Annotated in this window: 16 protein-coding genes; 6 read left to right on the top strand and 10 right to left on the bottom strand. The window is 60.2% G+C overall.

What is annotated here, in order from left to right; genetic code table 11:
* Position 1 precedes the first annotated feature (1 nt).
* From AC07Y2_RS06410 to kdgD, 5 genes are all read right to left on the bottom strand, one after another.
* Positions 2–943: an AEC family transporter gene (locus AC07Y2_RS06410; RefSeq protein WP_007953620.1), complete on the bottom strand. Its 942-nt coding sequence runs from the start codon at positions 941–943 to the stop codon at positions 2–4.
* A gap of 184 nt (positions 944–1,127) precedes the next feature.
* Entirely contained in the window at positions 1,128–2,681 is a 1,554-nt protein-coding gene (gene garD, locus AC07Y2_RS06405) for a galactarate dehydratase (RefSeq protein ID WP_039769258.1), read from the bottom strand.
* A gap of 11 nt (positions 2,682–2,692) precedes the next feature.
* Entirely contained in the window at positions 2,693–4,057 is a 1,365-nt protein-coding gene (locus AC07Y2_RS06400; protein ID WP_039769701.1) for an MFS transporter, read from the bottom strand.
* A 99-nt stretch (positions 4,058–4,156) separates the two neighbouring features.
* Positions 4,157–5,596 carry an aldehyde dehydrogenase family protein gene (locus AC07Y2_RS06395; protein ID WP_039769256.1) on the bottom strand — a complete coding sequence of 480 codons (1,440 nt, stop codon included), beginning with the start codon at positions 5,594–5,596 and terminating at the stop codon, positions 4,157–4,159.
* 61 nt (positions 5,597–5,657) lie between these two features.
* The gene (kdgD, locus tag AC07Y2_RS06390) at positions 5,658–6,569 is read right to left on the bottom strand and encodes a 5-dehydro-4-deoxyglucarate dehydratase (protein ID WP_011332448.1); all 912 of its coding nucleotides are present in this window, start codon (positions 6,567–6,569) and stop codon (positions 5,658–5,660) included.
* Between the two features lie 234 nt (positions 6,570–6,803).
* On the opposite strand from kdgD, the gene AC07Y2_RS06385 reads away from it, so the two are divergent.
* The 4 genes from AC07Y2_RS06385 (at position 6,804) to AC07Y2_RS06370 (ending at position 9,327) form a co-directional block, all read left to right on the top strand.
* Entirely contained in the window at positions 6,804–8,102 is a 1,299-nt protein-coding gene (locus AC07Y2_RS06385; protein ID WP_103385653.1) for a phospholipase, read from the top strand.
* 11 nt (positions 8,103–8,113) lie between these two features.
* Complete coding sequence (locus AC07Y2_RS06380) at positions 8,114–8,305, top strand: hypothetical protein (protein ID WP_103385652.1); 192 nt, start codon at positions 8,114–8,116, stop codon at positions 8,303–8,305.
* 102 nt (positions 8,306–8,407) lie between these two features.
* Positions 8,408–8,782: a hypothetical protein gene (locus AC07Y2_RS06375; protein WP_039769248.1), complete on the top strand. Its 375-nt coding sequence runs from the start codon at positions 8,408–8,410 to the stop codon at positions 8,780–8,782.
* A 191-nt stretch (positions 8,783–8,973) separates the two neighbouring features.
* Entirely contained in the window at positions 8,974–9,327 is a 354-nt protein-coding gene (locus tag AC07Y2_RS06370) for a hypothetical protein (protein WP_039769246.1), read from the top strand.
* Between the two features lie 7 nt (positions 9,328–9,334).
* On the opposite strand, the gene AC07Y2_RS06365 is transcribed toward AC07Y2_RS06370, so the two are convergent.
* The 4 genes from AC07Y2_RS06365 to AC07Y2_RS06350 all read right to left on the bottom strand — a co-directional run bounded on the left by AC07Y2_RS06365 (position 9,335) and on the right by AC07Y2_RS06350 (position 13,852).
* The gene (locus tag AC07Y2_RS06365; protein WP_176240928.1) at positions 9,335–10,081 is read right to left on the bottom strand and encodes a FadR/GntR family transcriptional regulator; all 747 of its coding nucleotides are present in this window, start codon (positions 10,079–10,081) and stop codon (positions 9,335–9,337) included.
* Between the two features lie 131 nt (positions 10,082–10,212).
* On the bottom strand, positions 10,213–11,940 hold the full coding sequence (locus AC07Y2_RS06360) for an ABC transporter ATP-binding protein/permease (protein ID WP_103385651.1): 1,728 nt from the start codon (positions 11,938–11,940) through the stop codon (positions 10,213–10,215).
* 96 nt (positions 11,941–12,036) lie between these two features.
* Positions 12,037–12,597 (bottom strand): response regulator transcription factor, encoded by a 561-nt coding sequence (locus AC07Y2_RS06355; RefSeq protein WP_003221630.1) that lies wholly within the window; start codon positions 12,595–12,597, stop codon positions 12,037–12,039.
* Entirely contained in the window at positions 12,590–13,852 is a 1,263-nt protein-coding gene (locus AC07Y2_RS06350) for an ATP-binding protein (RefSeq protein ID WP_011332442.1), read from the bottom strand. Before AC07Y2_RS06350 ends, AC07Y2_RS06355 begins: the two co-directional genes overlap by 8 nt.
* 278 nt (positions 13,853–14,130) lie before the next feature.
* Between AC07Y2_RS06350 and AC07Y2_RS06345 the strand changes: the two genes are divergently transcribed.
* Positions 14,131–14,847, top strand: coding sequence for an SIMPL domain-containing protein (locus tag AC07Y2_RS06345; protein WP_103385650.1), 717 nt, complete (start codon positions 14,131–14,133; stop codon positions 14,845–14,847).
* A 74-nt stretch (positions 14,848–14,921) separates the two neighbouring features.
* On the opposite strand, the gene AC07Y2_RS06340 is transcribed toward AC07Y2_RS06345, so the two are convergent.
* On the bottom strand, positions 14,922–15,281 hold the full coding sequence (locus AC07Y2_RS06340) for a DUF6124 family protein (protein ID WP_103385649.1): 360 nt from the start codon (positions 15,279–15,281) through the stop codon (positions 14,922–14,924).
* Positions 15,282–16,150: 869 nt separating this feature from the next.
* On the opposite strand from AC07Y2_RS06340, the gene AC07Y2_RS06335 reads away from it, so the two are divergent.
* Entirely contained in the window at positions 16,151–17,752 is a 1,602-nt protein-coding gene (locus tag AC07Y2_RS06335; RefSeq protein ID WP_103385648.1) for an ABC transporter substrate-binding protein, read from the top strand.
* Positions 17,753–17,782 lie beyond the last annotated feature (30 nt).

Genomic DNA, 17,782 nt, shown 5'->3' with positions numbered 1-17,782 from the left:
CTCAGATCCACCCGCCCCACTGCAAAAAGAAAATCCCGATGTTGGTGGTGATCGCCGCCATCAGCGTGGTGAGCACGATGATCGCCGCCGCCAGTTCATGGTTGCCCTGCGCCGCACGGGCCATGACAAAACTGGCGGCGGCAGTCGGGCTGCCGAAATACAGAAACAGAATCCCGAGCTCCGCCCCGCGAAAACCCCACAGCCATGCACCCAGCGTGGCGATCACCGGCAGGCCGACCATTTTGACCAGACTCGAACTGAGCGCCATGTTGCCGCTCTTGCGCAGCGCCGCCAGCGACAGCGTGCCGCCAATGCAGATCAGCGCCAGCGGCAGCGTGGTCTGCGCCAGGTACTGACCGGAGGTTTCCAGCCACCCCGGCAGACCGATCTTGAAATAAGCGAACGGCGCCGCCGCGATCACGCTGATAATCAACGGATTGCTGACCACGCTTTTGCAGATGCTCCACGGGTCCGACTTGATCACCGGGCTGTAGACCGCCAGCACGATGGTCGACAGGGTGTTGTAGAACAGGATCACCAGCGCCGCGAGAATCGCGCCGAGGGAAATCCCGTAGTCGCCATACATGCTCGCCGCCAGCGCCAGGCCGATCACCCCGTTGTTGCCGCGAAACGCGCCTTGGGTATAAATGCCGCGATCTTCACGCGGACAGCGGAAAATCGCCCAGCCCCAGGCCACGGCAAAACTGACCAGCGTGGCGAGGGCGAAATAGATCAGCAGCGCCGGTTGCAGCGCGGCGTGCAGGTCGGCGTGCAGGATGCCGAGAAACAGCAGCGCCGGCATGGTGACGTTGAACACCAGCGACGAAGCGGTGTGGATAAAGTTGTCGTTGATCCAGTCGATGCGCTTGAGCAGCACACCGAGAAACAGCATGGCAAACACCGGCGCGGTGATGTTCAGGGTTTCGAGGAAGATAGCCAGCATGCCGGGGAGCCTTGGAGGTGAGCGTCGTTAGGGGGCTAATGATAAGCCACTTTCACCCTGATCGTTCCCACGCTCTGCGTGGTAACGTCTCCTGTGACGCTCCGCGTCACGCTGTTGGGACGCGGAGCGTCCCGGGCTGCATTCCCACGCGGAGCGTGGGAACGATCCATACCCCTCAAGCAGATCAAGTAATCGGCGCCGGATTGAACAACGTAATGTCGTTATGCAGCTTGTGCTTCTCCGCCCACGTCTGTTGCTTGCCGCTCGCCACATCCAGGTAGTAGTGGAACAACTCCCAACCCAACTCCTCGATGGACGCGCGTCCGGTAGCAATCCGCCCGGCATCGATATCGATCAGATCCGGCCAACGCTGCGCCAGCTCCGTACGGGTCGAAACCTTCACCACCGGCGCCATGGCCAGACCATAAGGCGTGCCACGCCCGGTAGTGAACACATGCAGATTCATCCCCGCCGCCAGTTGCAAGGTGCCGCAGACAAAATCGCTCGCCGGCGTCGCACAGAAAATCAGGCCCTTCTGCTTGAAGCGCTCCCCAGGGCCGAGCACACCGCTGATCGCGCTGCTGCCGGACTTCACGATCGAGCCCAGCGACTTTTCGACGATGTTCGACAACCCGCCCTTCTTGTTGCCCGGGGTGGTGTTGGCGCTGCGATCCGCTTCACCCTTGGCCAGGTAACGGTCGTACCAGTCCATTTCGCGCACCAGTTCCTCGGCAACGGTTTTGCTCTGCGCCCGTGAGGTCAGCAGGTAGATCGCATCGCGCACTTCGGTGACTTCGGAAAACATCACCGTCGCGCCCGCCCGCAGCAGCAAGTCCGAGGCGTAACCCAGCGCGGGGTTGGCGGTAATGCCGGAAAACGCATCACTGCCGCCGCACTGCATGCCGAGAATCAACTCAGACGCCGGCACGGTTTCCCGGCGGCGCTGGTCGAGTTTCTTCAAGCGGACTTCGGCCAGTTCCATGATCTGCTCGATCATCTCGGTGAAACCGTGACTGGAGTCCTGCAAGCGATACAACCATGGCTCGCTCAGATCTACAGAAGCGTCGTCCTCGTGCATCACCTGCCCGGCCTGCAATTTCTCGCATCCCAGGCTGATCACCAACGCCTCGCCACCGAGATTCGGGTTGCGCGCCAGATTGCGCACAGTGCGGATCGGGATGTAGGCGTCGGTGGCCGTGATGGCCACGCCGCAACCATAACTGTGGGTCAGCGCCACCACGTCATCAACGTGCGGGTACTTGGGCAACAGTTCGTCCTTGATGCGTTTTACCGCGTGATCCAGCACCCCGGTGACGCATTGCACGGTGGTGGTGATCCCGAGAATGTTGCGCGTGCCGACGGTGCCGTCGGCGTTGCGATAACCCTCGAACGTGAAGCCTTCCAGCGGTGCCTGGGCGGCCGGCACATCGGTGGACAGCGGCAGGCTGTCCAGCGGTGGCGCGGTCGGCATGCGCAGTTGATCTTCCTTGACCCAACTGCCACGGGGAATCGGCTGCAACGCGTAGCCAATGATCTGGCCGTAGCGAATCACCGTGCCCCCCTCGGGGATATCCACGAGGCTGACCTTGTGACTCTGCGGCACGAAATCCACCGTCACCAGGCCATCGGCAAATGCGGTGCCGGCCGGCACGCCCTGGTCGTTGACCACTACCACTACGTTGTCCCGCTCGTGCAGGCGGATGTAGCGCGGCGAGTCGGAATGTTCAATCAACTGCATGACGCCGCTCCTCAGGAATGCGCTTGAGACAATTTGCCGGTGGCTTCGGAACCGCCTTGGGTTGGCGGCTCTTTAAGGACCACACGTTTGATCGGGCCGACGATCACCAGGTAGCTGAACACCGCCACGAGTGCGTTGGCACCGACGAACACCAGCGCCCATTTGAACGAGCCGGTGGAACTGATGATGTAACCGATGACGATCGGAGTGGTGATCGAGGCGATGTTGCCGAAGGTGTTGAACAGGCCACCGCTCAGACCGGCGATCTGTTTCGGCGAGGTGTCGGACACCACCGCCCAGCCCAGCGCGCCCACGCCTTTGCCGAAGAATGCCAGGGCCATGAAGCCGACCACCATCCATTCAACGTCGACATAGTTGCACGCCACGATGCTGCTCGAAACCAGCAGACCGGCAATGATCGGCGCCTTGCGGGCGAAGGTCAGCGAATGGCCCTTGCGCAGCAGGTAATCGGAAATCACCCCGCCGAGGACGCCGCCGATAAAGCCGCAGATCGCCGGCAACGAGGCAATGAAACCGGCCTTGAGGATGGTCATGCCGCGTTCCTGCACCAGGTACACCGGGAACCAGGTCAGGAAGAAATAGGTGATGCCGTTGATGCAGTACTGGCCCAAATAAACGCCGAGCATCATGCGATTGGTCAGCAACTGGCGGATGTAATCCCACTTCGGACCGTCTGCCTTTTTGCCTTGTTTCTGGTCCATGTCGACCATGCCGCCGTTGTCGGCGATGAACTTCACTTCCGCTTCGTTGGCCATCGGGTGTTGGCGCGGGCTGTGGATAACCTTGAGCCAGACCAGCGAGAACACGATGCCGAGCAGGCCCATGACGATGAACACGTGCTCCCAGCCAAAGGAGAACACGATCCAGCCCATCAGCGGCGCGAACAACACGGTGGCAAAGTATTGCGCCGAGTTGAAGATCGCCGAAGCGGTGCCGCGTTCAGCGGTCGGGAACCAGGCCGCGACGATGCGCGCGTTGCCGGGGAACGATGGCGCCTCGGCCAGGCCGACCAAAAAGCGCAGCATGAACAGCGCGACGATGGCCGTGGACATGCCGAACTCACCGACGAAGCCTTGCAGCACGGTGAACAGCGACCAGGTGAAAATGCTCAGGGCATAGACTTTTTTCGAGCCGAAGCGATCGAGCAGCCAGCCGCCGGGAATTTGCCCGGCCACGTAGGCCCAACCGAAAGCAGAGAAGATGTAGCCGAGGGTGACCGCGTCGATGCCGAGGTCTTTTTGCAAACTGGAACCGGCGATCGCGATGGTGGCGCGGTCGGCGTAGTTGATCGTGGTCACCAGAAACAGCATGAGCAGGATCAAATAGCGGACGTGAGTCGGCTTGGACGATTGCATGTAGATGTACTCCCACTGATTATTTTTATGCGGGTAAAACATTCTTTGGTCTTGTACCGCGCAGGGCCTCAGGCGAAGGCCCGGCGCGGGTGCAGCGATTTACGAACCGATGTAGCTGGTCTTCACGACCGTGTAGAACTCTTGCGCATAGCGGCCTTGCTCACGTGAGCCATAGGATGACCCCTTACGGCCACCGAACGGAACGTGGTAATCGACACCGGCGGTCGGCAGGTTGACCATCACCATCCCGGCCTGGGAATGACGCTTGAAGTGGTTGGCGTACTTCAGCGACGTGGTGGCGATACCCGCCGACAGACCGAATTCGGTGTCGTTGGCCATGGCCAGTGCAGCCTCGTAATCGGCCACGCGGACGATGTTGGCCACCGGGCCGAAGATCTCTTCGCGGCTGATGCGCATCGACGCTTCGCTGTCGGCAAACAGGGTCGGCGCAAGGAAGTAACCCTCGGTGTCGCAGGTCACCAGAGCACCGCCGCTGACCAGACGCGCGCCTTCGGACTGACCGATGTCGATGTACTTCATGTCCTGTTCAAGCTGCGCTTGCGAAACCACCGGACCGATGTCGGTGCCAGCCTTCAGCGCGTGGCCGACCTTGATCGACTTCATGCGCTCGGCCATGGCTTCGACGAACTTGTCATGAATCCCGGCAGTGACGATCAGTCGGCTCGAAGCCGTGCAACGCTGGCCGGTGGAGTAGAACGCGCTCTGCACCGACAGCTCGACCGCCTGCTTGAGGTCGGCGTCGTCGAGAATGATCTGCGGGTTCTTGCCGCCCATCTCCAACTGAACCTTGGCTTGACGCGACACGCAGTTGACGGCGATCTGACGGCCCACACCGACGGAGCCGGTGAAGCTGATGCCGTCGACTTTCGGGCTGTTGACCAACGCTTCGCCAACCACGCGGCCGCTGCCCATCACCAGGTTGAACACGCCGGCCGGGAAGCCTGCGCGGGAGATGATTTCGGCCAGGGCCCAGGCGCAACCCGGCACCAGATCCGCCGGTTTCAACACCACGCAGTTGCCATAGGCCAGGGCCGGGGCGATTTTCCACGACGGGATGGCAATCGGGAAGTTCCACGGGGTGATCAGGCCGACCACGCCGAGGGCTTCGCGGGTGACTTCAACGTTGACGCCCGGGCGCACCGACGGCACGTAGTCGCCGGACAGGCGCAGGCACTCGCCAGCGAAGAACTTGAAGATGTTGCCGGCGCGGGTCACTTCGCCGATGGCTTCGGGCAGGGTCTTGCCCTCTTCCCGGGCCAGCAGGGTGCCGAGCTCTTCGCGGCGGGCGAGGATTTCAGTACCGACTTTGTCCAGCGAATCGTGACGGGCCTGAATGCCCGAGGTCGACCACGCCGGGAACGCGGCGCGCGCGGCGTCGATGGCGGCGTTGACCTGAGCCAGGTCAGCCTTGGCGTAATCGCCGATGGTGTCGCTCAGTTCGGACGGGTTGATGTTCGCCGAGTAATCGTTACCGGCGACCCATTCACCGTTGATGTAGTTGTCATAGCGCTTGGTCACGAATCATTCTCCTGACGCAAAAGGCCGCTGATTGCTCAGCGGCCTTGTTTATAGAGGTGTGTTACTGCGCACCTTGCTTGTCGATCAGCGCAGCGAGCATTTCGTACTCTTCGCCGGTCAGGTCGGTCAGCGGCGCCCGCACCGGGCCTGCGTCATAGCCGGCGATCTTGGCGCCTGCCTTGACGATGCTCACGGCGTAACCGGCTTTGCGGTTGCGGATGTCCAGGTACGGCAGGAAGAAGTCGTCGATGATCTTGCCGACGGTGGCGTGATCTTCACGGGCAATCGCGTGGTAGAAGTCCATCGCGGTTTTCGGGATGAAGTTGAACACCGCCGACGAGTAGACCGGCACGCCCAGGGCCTTGTAGGCAGCGGCGTAGACTTCGGCGGTCGGCAGACCACCGAGGTAGCTGAAGCGATCGCCGAGGCGACGACGGATCGACACCATCAGTTCGATATCGCCCAGACCGTCCTTGTAACCGATCAGGTTCGGGCAGCGCTCGGCCAGGCGTTCCAGCAGCGGCGCGGTCAGGCGGCAGACGTTGCGGTTGTAGACCACCACGCCGATGTTGACCGATTTGCACACCGCTTCAACGTGGGCGGCGACGCCGTCCTGGCTGGCTTCGGTCAGGTAGTGCGGCAGCAGCAACAGACCTTTGGCGCCCAGACGCTCGGCTTCCTGAGCGTATTCGATGGCCTGACGGGTCGAACCACCGACACCGGCGAGGATCGGCACGCTGCTGGCGCAGGTGTCGACGGCAGTCTTGATGATTTCCGAGTATTCGCTGGCGGCCAGGGAGAAGAATTCACCGGTGCCACCGGCGGCGAACAGGGCTGAAGCACCGTACGGGGCCAGCCATTCCAGGCGTTTGATGTAGCCAGCGCGGTTGAAATCGCCCTGAGCATTGAAATCGGTCACCGGGAACGAGAGCAGGCCGGCGGAGAGGATGGACTTCAGTTCTTGTGGATTCATTATTCGAACACCCTGGTAGCAACGTTTTTTTGTGAGTGGACCGTTCAGCCTTCGCCGAAGTTGTAGGTCATCGTACAACTTAAAATATAACCGTCAACTGCATTTCATCGTTGCAGGGCATTTTTTGTCGGACAAGATTTTTTTTGACGTAGGAAATTTCTCGACTAGGCTGATTTTAACTGTATATACGTACAGTCAAATACAACCTGCCGACGACATATCAAGGAGAAAGAAATGTCCGGTCTACAAACAAAATGCCCCGAAAAGCCTGCACCGGTCATCGCCCGTTTTGATGACTTGTTTACCCCCGGCGGCATCGCCTTCAATGCCGAGAACCCGCACTTGCTGTTGCACATCGCCGACTCGCACAGCGATGTCGAACCCGCGATCGCCCTGCCCGCTCAAGCCTTGAAAGGCAAGCCGCAACTGCGCTTCGAAGGTGCGGAACACAAGGCTATAGGCGATAACACCCGGCTGCGCTTTATTGAAAATGCCGAGCCGGTGCTCGCGCAAAATGTGCCGCTGCATCTGCCGAACGGATTGGCGCTGACCTACGGCCAGGTGCTGGCGCTGGGCGGTGATTTCTATGGAATCGTCGACCGTCCGATCAATGAAGGGTCGACTTCGGCTGATCGCCTTCAGCGCTTCACGGCGGCCTTCGACACTCTCGCCACGCTGTCGGCCTCGAAGATCGAGGCGACGCAAATTCTCGCAATCATGCAAAAGGAGATCGACGCGGTTAAACAGGCCATCAAGGATGGCAAGCAACCTCATGAGGCCTACGACGCGTTAGGAGATACGTTGTCGGAAGAGTGGAACAAAATCACCGGCGGCGGGAGTTTTGTCTCGGCCCTGTTCCCGCTCGGTCGCTATCTGAAACTGGCAGCGAACAACGCCGACCACTTCGGCGAATGGGCTCGCCAGGCCTACATCGCCGGGCACACCGCCGCCCTGCAAACCGCCGCTGCCGCCCACGCCAGTCAGGACGAACTGCAACTGGAACGGGCCTACGCGATGAACGCATTCGCCGACCACTACCTCACCGATCTGTTCTCTTCCGGGCATTTGCGAGTGCCGCGCAAAGCCATGGCCGCAGCGGTGACACCGAGCGATCTGGGCTCGCTCATCACACGTTTCATGCACGACGAAGACAGCAAGTTCGGCCTCAAGGTACGCAACGGACATGGCGAGCAATGGCGGGCATTCGGTGACAAGCGCTACTTCGACGCCACGGACGCTGACAACCGCAATCAGGTGAATCGGGCGGTACAGGATTCGGCGGACGAGGTGTACGCCGCGTATTCAAGCGGCAACGTGCCGACCACCTTCAACGCGCTGCAACGGTTGCCGGATCTGACGGCCGTGCTGGACCCGGCCAACAACTTCTCGCCACTGTTCCGCGTCGAGGGCAACAAAGTCCTGCGGCGCAAGGACGTCAACAACCTCAACGACACCGCCACCGTCGACGACTGGTGGGGCTGGAGCACTTACCTGCTGCTCAAGGACTATCACCCAACGGGCAACACGAATTAAGGAGCGATTCGATGACCATCAAATTGAAACTGGAACTGGCCTCGGGCCAATCGATGGAAGGTGCGCCGCTGCAATTGCTGCGCGATGGCGTGGCCATCGCCCGGGCGTCGGTGGATGCTCATGGCCAGGCGACGTTCGACGTCCGGCCCGGCCCCGGCAAACTCGCAGTCAGGTTGGATCGTTCGACTCTGCCCCAGAGCTGAAATGCCCGGACAAGATTGCCCCGGCGCGCCTCACCGACTCGCCGGGTAAAGTGCGACGACTGCCGCGAAGGATCGCGGCAGATCTTTCAAGGAGAGCGAAACATGACGTTTGCCGCTGCACACCTTCCGCAATTCCCCGACCACGCCAGCGACTCGATCATTCTGCGGTTATCAACTCTGGATGATGACTTGATCGTTCGTGTGCCCGATGGCCAGAACACACCGCCGAACTGGGATGTGTACCCGATCCTCGGTGATGATCCGGAGGAGCCTGAATGGCAGGGTTTGGCGGAGCCGACCGGCGTCTGGGATGACACACTGGATGACATGGTCGGCCTGACCGGGATCGAACTGAGCATCCCGAGATTCGAGCTGGAAAAGTACCTGAACAGCACCGTTGAACTGCGCTACAAGTTCGCTGATGAGGCCGGTCTCGAGCCTTGTTCGGAGCCGCTGAAACTGTACATCGAGTCCTGATCCTGCTCTTTCGAGTCCTTCCAAGACCGAGCTCACTACTACCGTTCATCGCAACTGTCATTTCTGACAGGTGCGAACGCTTGGCAGGTTCGGGCTTACTGACTTGGGAGTTAACGAACCGGCTCCATCTACGCAACACCATGGTTTGCGTTCTTACAACGGTTCAAATGGATGTGAAAAGGAGTTTGATCATGACTGCACAAGTCAAAACCTTGGTGGCACCTATTCTCAAGGAAGCCGAGAACGGTGTGCTCTTCCTTAGCAAACTCAAAGGAGACGCTCACGGTGATGTACCGCCTTACCAGCAGGCCGTCGCTGGCGACGTGATTACCATGAAAGTAGAGACCTCGACCGGTAACAAATGGGAAGCAAGACATACCCTGACCGCAGCCGAGGTGGGAAAGTCAGTGATCTTCGCCATCCCCAAAGATGTCTTTGAGAAAAAACTTGTTCCCGGTGCGAGGGCCGAACTGCATTACACCGTCACCATAAACAACGGTAATGCTTCGTCATCCCCATTGCTGACAGTTCAACTCGAACGATAAGCAACAATCACCCCTGCGCCTGTGCCTCTTCATGAGCCTGGCGCAGTCTTTCCCGGCTGTTGGTCAAATGGAGGCGCATGGCCGCACGGGCGGCATCGGAATCCTGACGGGCGATGGCGTCGTAGATTTCCTCGTGCTCGCGACTCAGGCGACTCATGTAGTGCTGCTGATCGTCATGGGCCAGGCGCGCCGAATTCAGCCGCGTGCGCGGAATGATGCTGGTGCCCAGGTGGGTCATGATGTCGGTGAAATAGCGGTTGCCGGTGGACAGCGCGATTTGCAGATGGAACTGGAAGTCCGACGCCACTGCATCGCTGGCGTGGGCCACGCTGTCATTCAGCGCATCAAGGGCCGCGCGCATCGCAGCAAGTTGCTCGGTGCTGCGGCGCTGCGCGGCAAGGCCGGCGGATTCGACTTCGAGGCTGATACGCAATTCGAGAATGGCCAACACGTCACGCAGGGTGACCACGGTGGCCGGGTCGATCCGGAAACCGCTTGGGCTCGGGGTGTCGAGCACGAAGGTGCCGATGCCATGACGGGTTTCCACCTGCCCCGCCGCCTGCAAACGGGAAATCGCCTCGCGCACCACGGTGCGGCTGACGCCATGGGCCTCCATGATCGCCGACTCGGTCGGCAACTTGTCGCCGCGCTTGAGCAGACCGTCGCGGATCTGCTCGGTCAGCACCGTCACCAGTTCCTGAGCCAGGCTGCGGCGCTTGCGAGGGAGTCGCGGGGTGTCGATCAGGTTTTCCATGGTCTGCATCTTGTCTCGAAAATTCGGCTTGTGGGCATCATAGCTCAAGCGGGTTGTACGATCACTTTCCGTTTCCACACAAACCCTGTGGGAGGCGGCAAGCCAGCCCTCACAGGGTTTGTGTGGACATATCAGGCGGTCACGTTCTGCTCAACCAGGTGACCACTGTCGATCCGCACATGCCGTGGATGGAAGCGCTTGAGGCTGCTGCGATGGCCGACGCTGACGATGCTCAGGCCGGGCAACTGATCGATCAGCGCCTGATACAGCGTGGCTTCATCCTCTTCATCCATTGCCGACGTTGCTTCGTCCATGTACAGCCATTGCGGCGCATAGAGCAGCGCGCGGGCGAAGGCCAGACGTTGCTGTTCACCCGGCGAGAGCATGCGCTGCCAGTGATTGGCCTCGTCCAGTCGAGCCACCAGATGCGGCAAACGGCAGATTTCCAGCACTTGTGCATAACGCTCGGGCGCGTAGGTGTCGCCCGGTTGTGGATAACTCAAGGCGTCGCGCAGGGTGCCGATCGGCAGATACGGTTTCTGTGGCAGGAACAGATAACGCGAAGCCGGCAATCGAATACTGCCGTGCCCGGCCGGCCACAAATGGCCCATCGCCCGCAGCAGCGTGGATTTACCGCTGCCGGAACGACCGCTGAGCATCACCCGATCGCCCTGCTCCACGGTCATGTCGGCGCTGGTCAGTAGATGACGACCGTCGGCCAGATCGAGGCCGAGGTTATGAACCTTCAGCTCATCACCCTGATTCTGCACGTCGATGGCTGGCGTACGTTCTTCGTTGTCGGCCATGGCCTGGCGGAAGCTCAGCAGACGATCACAGGTGGCGCGCCACGCGGCGAGATCCGCATAGGCATTGATGAACCAACTGAAGTTCTCCTGCACGTTGCCGAACGCCGAGTTGATCTGCATCAGCTCACCCAGTTCGATCTTGCCGGTCAGGTAACGCGGGGCCGCGACGATGAACGGGAAGATGATTGCGATCTGGCCGTAACCCGAGGTGAAGAACGTCAGGCGCTTGGACACCCGCATGATGTCCCAGAAGTTGTGCCAGACCAGACCGAAGCGATTGCTCAGACGGCGATTCTCGTTCGGCTCACCGTTGTACAGCGCAATGCTCTCGGCGTTCTCACGTACGCGGACCATGGAGAAACGCAGGTCAGCTTCGAAGCGTTGTTGTTGATTGTTCAGGCCGATCAGGCGTCGACCGATCAGGTGCGTCAGCCAACTGCCGACCGCTGCGTACAGCAGCGCACACCAGAACATGTAGCCGGGAATCTCGATACCAAACACTTCGATGCTGCCGGAGACGCCCCACAGAATGATCGAAAACGACACCAGGCTGACCACCGTGCGGATCAGGCCCAACGCGAGATTCAAGGTGTTGGTGGTGAAGGTATTGAGGTCTTCGGAAATCCGCTGGTCAGGGTTGTCGGTGTAACCGCCCTGCTCCAGCTGGTAATAGTTCTTGTGCCCGAGCCAGCGTTTGAAATGGTTCTCGGTGAGCCATGCCCGCCAACGGATGGTCAGCATCTGCGTCAGGTACAGGCGATACACCGCGCCAAGAATCGCCACGGCCGCGATGCCGCAGAAATACAGGATCAACTGCCAGAACGCCGCCTCATCCTTCTTCTGCAGGGCGTTATAGAAATCCTTGTACCAACTGTTGATCCACACCGAGATCGCCACGCTGAACAACGTCAGCGCAATCACGGCGATCAGCAACGTCCAGGCCTTGCCCTTCTCTTCGCTGCGCCAGTAAGGCGTGGTCATGGCCCACACCTTGCGAAAAAACTGCCCGCGCACAGTATCGTTGACCGCGGAATATTCAGCGTTCTGATTCATGGAAAAGGCTCGATAAAGAAAAGAACAGACACGCACCGATCATAGATGATCGGTGCGTTTTATCGCGAGGGCTGGCGATGGTCGTTCAGCGCAGGTTCAGCGACGAACCGGACGCTTCTGCAGTTTGCGCTGCAAGGTGCGGCGGTGCATGCCCAGGGCGCGGGCAGTGGCGGAAATGTTGCCTTCGTGCTCGGTCAGCACGCGCTGGATGTGCTCCCACTGCAGGCGATCCACCGACATCGGGTTTTCCGGCACCAGGCTGTCGAGGTCGGCATGCTCGGAAAGCAGCGCTGCCAGCACGTCGTCGGCATCCGCCGGTTTGCACAGGTAATTGCAGGCGCCGCGCTTGATCGCTTCAACCGCCGTGGCGATGCTCGAATAACCGGTGAGGATTACTACGCGCATTTCCGGGTCCAGCTCCAGCAGCTTCGGCAGCAAGACCAGACCGGAGTCGCCGTCCATTTTCAGGTCCAGCGCGGCGTAGTCCGGCAGATCGGCCTGAGCGATGGTCAGGCCTTCTTCGGCAGAACCGGCGGTGCTGACGCGGAAACCGCGGCGGGCCATGGCACGGGCCATCACTCGGGTGAAGGTCGCGTCGTCATCGACCAGCAGCAAATGCGGCAGTTCTTCGCCTTCGACTTGGATTTCGTCACTCATGTTGCTCTCCTCGTGCGCCGTGGGGCAGGCGCAGCTCGGTGAGCGTGCCGCCTTCCTCATGACTATAGAGTTTCACTGAGCCGCCGGCGCGTGTCACGCTGGCCTTGCTCAAAAACAGGCCCAGGCCGAAACCTTTGCCCTTGGTGGTAAAAAACGGTTTGCCGATCTGCTCGGCGATGGCCAGCGGCACACCGGCGCCATGATCGCGGATGCTGATGGTCAGGTCTTCGGCGGTCCAGTCCAGGGTCACCTGAAGGTTTTCCGGGCAAGCGTCCGCGGCGTTGTTCAACAGATTCAACAAGGCCTGGGTCAGATCCGGCGGCGGCGCCACACGCGGCAACGGGCCCTGGCCCAGACGCTGGAAGCGATAACTGGCTTCCGGGCGCATCAGGTGCCAGCGGTTGAGCGCCTCGTCGAGCCACTCGGTGACGTCCTGCATCTCCACCGCCATCCGGCGATTGGCCTCGGCGGCGCGCACCAGTTGTTGCAGAGTCTCCTTGCAGAGTTTTACCTGATCCTTCAGCACCTTCAGATCTTCCTGAAGCATCGGGTCGTGATGATCCTGCTGCATTTCGTTGAGCAACACGCTCATGGTCGCCAACGGCGTTCCCAGCTCATGGGCGGCACCGGCGGCCTGAGTCGCGACGGCCAGCAATTGCTGATCGCGCAGGCCTTCTTCACGGCGGATCGCGCGCAACTCTTCCTGCCGGCGCAGCTCTTCAGCCATGCGCGCGGCGAAGAACGTAATCACTGCCGCCGCCAGCGCGAAGCTCAGCCACATGCCGTAGATCTGCAAGTTCTCCCGGGCCACCGGCAGGGTTTCCAGCGGATAGAAGTGCGTCAGCATCAATGTGTACAAGGCCAGCGCAATACCGGACAGCACCACCGAATAACGCCATGGCAGCGTCACCGCAGCGATGGTCAGCGGCACCAGATAATACGAAACGAACGGGTTGGTCGAACCACCGGAGAAATACAGCAAGGCACTGTGGATAACCAGATCGCAGGCCAGTTGCAGCGCGTACTCGAGTTCGGTCACCGGCCACGAAGTGCGCAGGCGTACGGCGGTGAACACACAGAGCAGAATCGAACAGCCGAGGGTCATCACCAGTTGCACCCACGGCAACGGCAACAGATCCAGCCAGTAAGCGAGGCCCACGGAGCCGGCCTGCGCGGCGAGCACCAGGGTGCGGATGAAAGTCAGCCGCCAGAGATTCTGGCGAGTGGCGGAAGTCAGTTGTACGGGGGCGAGCATGAGCTCTCCTGATGAGCGCTCCAGGCGGATCGCACGGAGTATAACCAAGGCGCGGGCTTGAGAGGCGAAAGTGCGGCAAACGACCACACCCAAAAGCAGTTGCAAGTTGCGAGCTTCAAGCTACGAGCAAAAGCTTGCGGCTTGCAGCTTGAATCTCGTCGCTGGCCTTGTCATCTGTATAGAAGTTGTAACTGGGCGAACCGGATCATAAAAGCTAGAGTCTGATGGTTTCACGCAGGCCCCCGAACCATCACCTGCGCCCTCATCAAGGAGCTTTCATGCACACATTTCGCCGCAGCGCCGCCCTTCTCGCCCTGACCGTCGGCAGCATCGCCAGCCTTCCGGCCATGGCCGCCGATGAGCTGCACTACAACCAGATTTCCCTGCGCGCCGAAGTCAGCCAGGAAGTGGCCCGCGACCTTATGATCGTGACCCTCTACACCGAAGAACAGAACACCGACCCGGCCAAACTCGCCGCCGACGTCAGCACCACCATGAACAAGGCCCTCGCCCAGGCGAAGCAGGTCAAAGACATCACCCTGCGCCAGGGCAGCCGCAACAGCTACCCGATCTACGACACCAAGGGCCAGAAAATCACCGGCTGGCGCGAACGCGCCGAACTGCGCCTGGAAAGCGCCGACTTCGCCGCCCTGTCCAAACTCACCGGCGAGCTGCTGACCGACCTGAAAATGGGCGGCATGGACTTCGCCATCGCCGACCCGACCCGCAAGGCCAGCGAAGACCAACTGCTGAAAGAAGCCGTCACCGCCTTCAAGGCCCGCGCCCAACTGGCCACCGACGCCCTGGGCGGCAAGGGTTACAAAATCGTCAACCTGAACCTCAACAGCAACGGCTTCCCGCAACCGTACATGCGCGCCCCGATGATGATGAAAGCCGCTGGCATGGATTCGGCGCCCGTCACGCCTGAAGTCGAAGCCGGCACCAGCCAGGTCAGCCTGACCGCTGATGGCTCGATTGAAGTGTTGATGCAGTGATTGAATGACGACTGAATGAAAAACCGGCGATCAGTGATGATCGCCGGTTTTTTTTATACCTGGGATTTGTGTTGTCAGGTTTGCGGATCAACCCGATCCAGCGCGCGGTTCACTGCAAGCTCCGCCAGCATGATGATCTGCTGGATACCCAGTGCCGTATTGCGTTGCGGGCCGCTGAGTTCGTTGGCGAAATTGCTGGCGATGGTACTGGCCGAGGCCAGGGATTCGCAGGCATTGGCCAGCAGGCTTTCGGTGTCGACGTTGGGCGTGACCATGTACATCGTGCTCGGGCGCGGTTTGGTGGGGTTGGGGCACAGGTAATAGTCGAGGGCGCGTTTGATGGCTTCGCGGTTGCGGGCGAGGTCTTCGGCGCGCATGGCTTCTTCGAGGGGTGTGGGTGTTTCGAGGGGTGGGTCGGGTACGGGCTTGTTCATGGAGCATTTCCTTATGAATTTGCGCCACTCATTTCCGATCTCACTCGAGAAATGAGGTGGCAACTATGTACGGAGTGAGATTACCGGTAAGGAAACCAACCCGGCCGGACCGAAGTCCGCCCGTACATAGCCGCCATAAAGAACTGCCGACAGCATGAACTGGCGGCGATTATGGGGCGGCTTGCTCTGGTTTCCAAATTCAGTAACCGGGAATCTCACCTCCCGATCGCAGAGTCTTCTGCGACAACCAAAGACTAGGGATCGTGCTTCCGACGGACAACCTGAAAACCTTGTGGGAAGGTTCGGTGAATCCCACACATCTTTAAACATTCGAAAATGGAACGCGGAGCGTCCCGGGCTGCATTCCCACGCGGAGCGTGGGAACGATCAAGCAGTCCGCAGTTGCTTTCCGCTTTCCGCTTTCCGCTTTCCGCTTCCCACCACTCAACACGATGAGCGTTAGCTCGAGTAAAGCTCTTGATCTTTTGGCGACGTCGGAAGGCTGAGTGGAGGGATTTATCCGGGGGTGGGAGCGCAGCGACCGTTTGGCGAAGCCAAACACATCGAGAGGAGGTGCAGCGAAGCAAACCGTAGGCGATGCCCCCGGATGAATCCCGTAACGAAGGAACCCCGAGCCCCAGCGAGGGGCCGAACGCAGGAGCAAGCGTTTTTGGTTACTTTTTAGGCGTTTGTAAAAAGTGACCCGCCGTCAGGGCGGAACCATAAGAAGCCGTTACCGCAGCAACGGATATGTACACAAGCCCAGATATACCGAGATAGACGCATCCCCTCAAAAAACGATATTTCCGAACACCCCCAAATCCCCGCTAACCTCAAACAACAACCACCTAAAAACCCACGGGCCAGACATGCATAGATCCACCCTAAAACCACTCCTGATCACCCTGGCCCTGACCGCCATAACCCCAATCGCCAACGCAGCCACAACCCTCGTCTACTGCTCCGAAGCCAGCCCCGCAGGCTTCGACCCCAGCCAATACACCAGCGGCACCGACTTCGACGCCTCCGCCGAAACCCTCTTCAACCGTCTCACCCAATTCAAACGCGGCGGCACCGAAGTCGAACCCGGTCTGGCGACCAAATGGGACGTAAGCCCGGACGGCCTCCAGTACACCTTCCACCTGCGCCAAAACGTAAAATTCCACACCACCGACTACTTCACCCCAACCCGAACCTTCAACGCCGACGACGTCCTCTTCACCTTCCAGCGCCTGCTCGACCCGGACAACGCCTTTCGCAAGGCCTACCCCGCCGAGTCCCCGTACTTCACCGACATGGGCCTGAACACCACGATCAAATCCGTGGAAAAACTCGACGACAACACCGTGCGCTTCAACCTGAACAACGTCGACGCCGCGTTCGTGCAAAACCTCGCCATGAGCTTCGCCTCGGTGCAATCGGCCGAATACGCCGCCCAATTGCTGAAGGAAGGCCACGCCGCTGACCTCAACCAGAAACCGGTCGGCACCGGCCCGTTCGTGTTCAAGCGCTACCAGAAGGACGCGCAGATCCGCTACGCCGCGAACAAGGACTACTGGAAACCCGAGGACGTGAAGCTCGACAACCTGGTGTTCTCGATCACCCCGGACGCCGCCGTCCGCCTGCAAAAGCTCAAGACCGGCGAATGCCAGGTCAGCGGTTACCCGCGCCCCGCCGACATCGAAGTGATGGAAAAAGACCCGAACCTGCGGGTGTTGAAGCAGCCCGGTTTCAACCTCGGCTTCCTCGCCTACAACACCACCCATCCGCCGCTGGATCAGCTCAAAGTGCGCCAGGCGCTGGACATGGCCATCGACAAACCGGCAATCATCAAAGCGGTTTATCAGAGTGCCGGACAGCTGGCGCAAAACGCCTTGCCGCCAGCGCAATGGTCGTTCGATCCGAACATAAAAGACGCGCCGCACGACCCTGTGAAAGCCAAAGCGCTACTCAAGGAAGCCGGGGTTGCACCGGGTACAACCATCAACCTCTGGGCCATGACCGTGCAGCGCGCCTCGAACCCGAATGCGCGGATGTCGGCACAGATGATCCAGCAGGATTGGGAGAAGATCGGTATCAAGGCCAACATCGTCAGCTATGAATGGGGCGAGTACATCAAGCGCGCCAAGAATGGCGAACACGACGCGATGATCTACGGCTGGACCGGTGACAACGGCGACCCCGACAACTGGCTGGGCGTGCTTTACAGCTGCGCGGCGGTGAACGGCAGCAACTACGCCAAATGGTGCAATCCGGCCTACGACAAGCTGGTGCAGCAGGCCAAGGTGTCCACCGATAAATCGCAACGGGTAAAACTGTATCAACAGGCGCAACTGATCCTTAAACAGCAGGTGCCGATCACGCCGATCGCCAACTCCACGGTGTTCCAGCCGCTGCGCAAGGAAGTCAGCGACTTCAAGATCAGCCCGTTCGGTCTAACCCCCTTCTATGGCGTGGGTATAAATAAGTAACACCCGGCCCCAATGCGGCGCGTACGGCAT

Source organism: Pseudomonas sp. GW456-12-1-14-TSB6 (assembly GCF_059424205.1).
The sequence above is the reverse complement of the archived record's forward strand: the minus strand, read 5'-3'. Positions and strand labels throughout refer to the sequence as shown.

Coding starts and splice junctions, on each gene's coding strand:
- AC07Y2_RS06410 (WP_007953620.1), bottom strand. CDS start 943: ATGCTGGCTATCTTCCTCGAAACCCTGAACATCACCGCGCCGGTGTTT.
- garD (WP_039769258.1), bottom strand. CDS start 2,681: ATGCAGTTGATTGAACATTCCGACTCGCCGCGCTACATCCGCCTGCAC.
- AC07Y2_RS06400 (WP_039769701.1), bottom strand. CDS start 4,057: ATGCAATCGTCCAAGCCGACTCACGTCCGCTATTTGATCCTGCTCATG.
- kdgD (WP_011332448.1), bottom strand. CDS start 6,569: ATGAATCCACAAGAACTGAAGTCCATCCTCTCCGCCGGCCTGCTCTCG.
- AC07Y2_RS06385 (WP_103385653.1), top strand. CDS start 6,804: ATGTCCGGTCTACAAACAAAATGCCCCGAAAAGCCTGCACCGGTCATC.
- AC07Y2_RS06380 (WP_103385652.1), top strand. CDS start 8,114: ATGACCATCAAATTGAAACTGGAACTGGCCTCGGGCCAATCGATGGAA.
- AC07Y2_RS06375 (WP_039769248.1), top strand. CDS start 8,408: ATGACGTTTGCCGCTGCACACCTTCCGCAATTCCCCGACCACGCCAGC.
- AC07Y2_RS06370 (WP_039769246.1), top strand. CDS start 8,974: ATGACTGCACAAGTCAAAACCTTGGTGGCACCTATTCTCAAGGAAGCC.
- AC07Y2_RS06365 (WP_176240928.1), bottom strand. CDS start 10,081: ATGGAAAACCTGATCGACACCCCGCGACTCCCTCGCAAGCGCCGCAGC.
- AC07Y2_RS06360 (WP_103385651.1), bottom strand. CDS start 11,940: ATGAATCAGAACGCTGAATATTCCGCGGTCAACGATACTGTGCGCGGG.
- AC07Y2_RS06355 (WP_003221630.1), bottom strand. CDS start 12,597: ATGAGTGACGAAATCCAAGTCGAAGGCGAAGAACTGCCGCATTTGCTG.
- AC07Y2_RS06350 (WP_011332442.1), bottom strand. CDS start 13,852: ATGCTCGCCCCCGTACAACTGACTTCCGCCACTCGCCAGAATCTCTGG.
- AC07Y2_RS06345 (WP_103385650.1), top strand. CDS start 14,131: ATGCACACATTTCGCCGCAGCGCCGCCCTTCTCGCCCTGACCGTCGGC.
- AC07Y2_RS06340 (WP_103385649.1), bottom strand. CDS start 15,281: ATGAACAAGCCCGTACCCGACCCACCCCTCGAAACACCCACACCCCTC.
- AC07Y2_RS06335 (WP_103385648.1), top strand. CDS start 16,151: ATGCATAGATCCACCCTAAAACCACTCCTGATCACCCTGGCCCTGACC.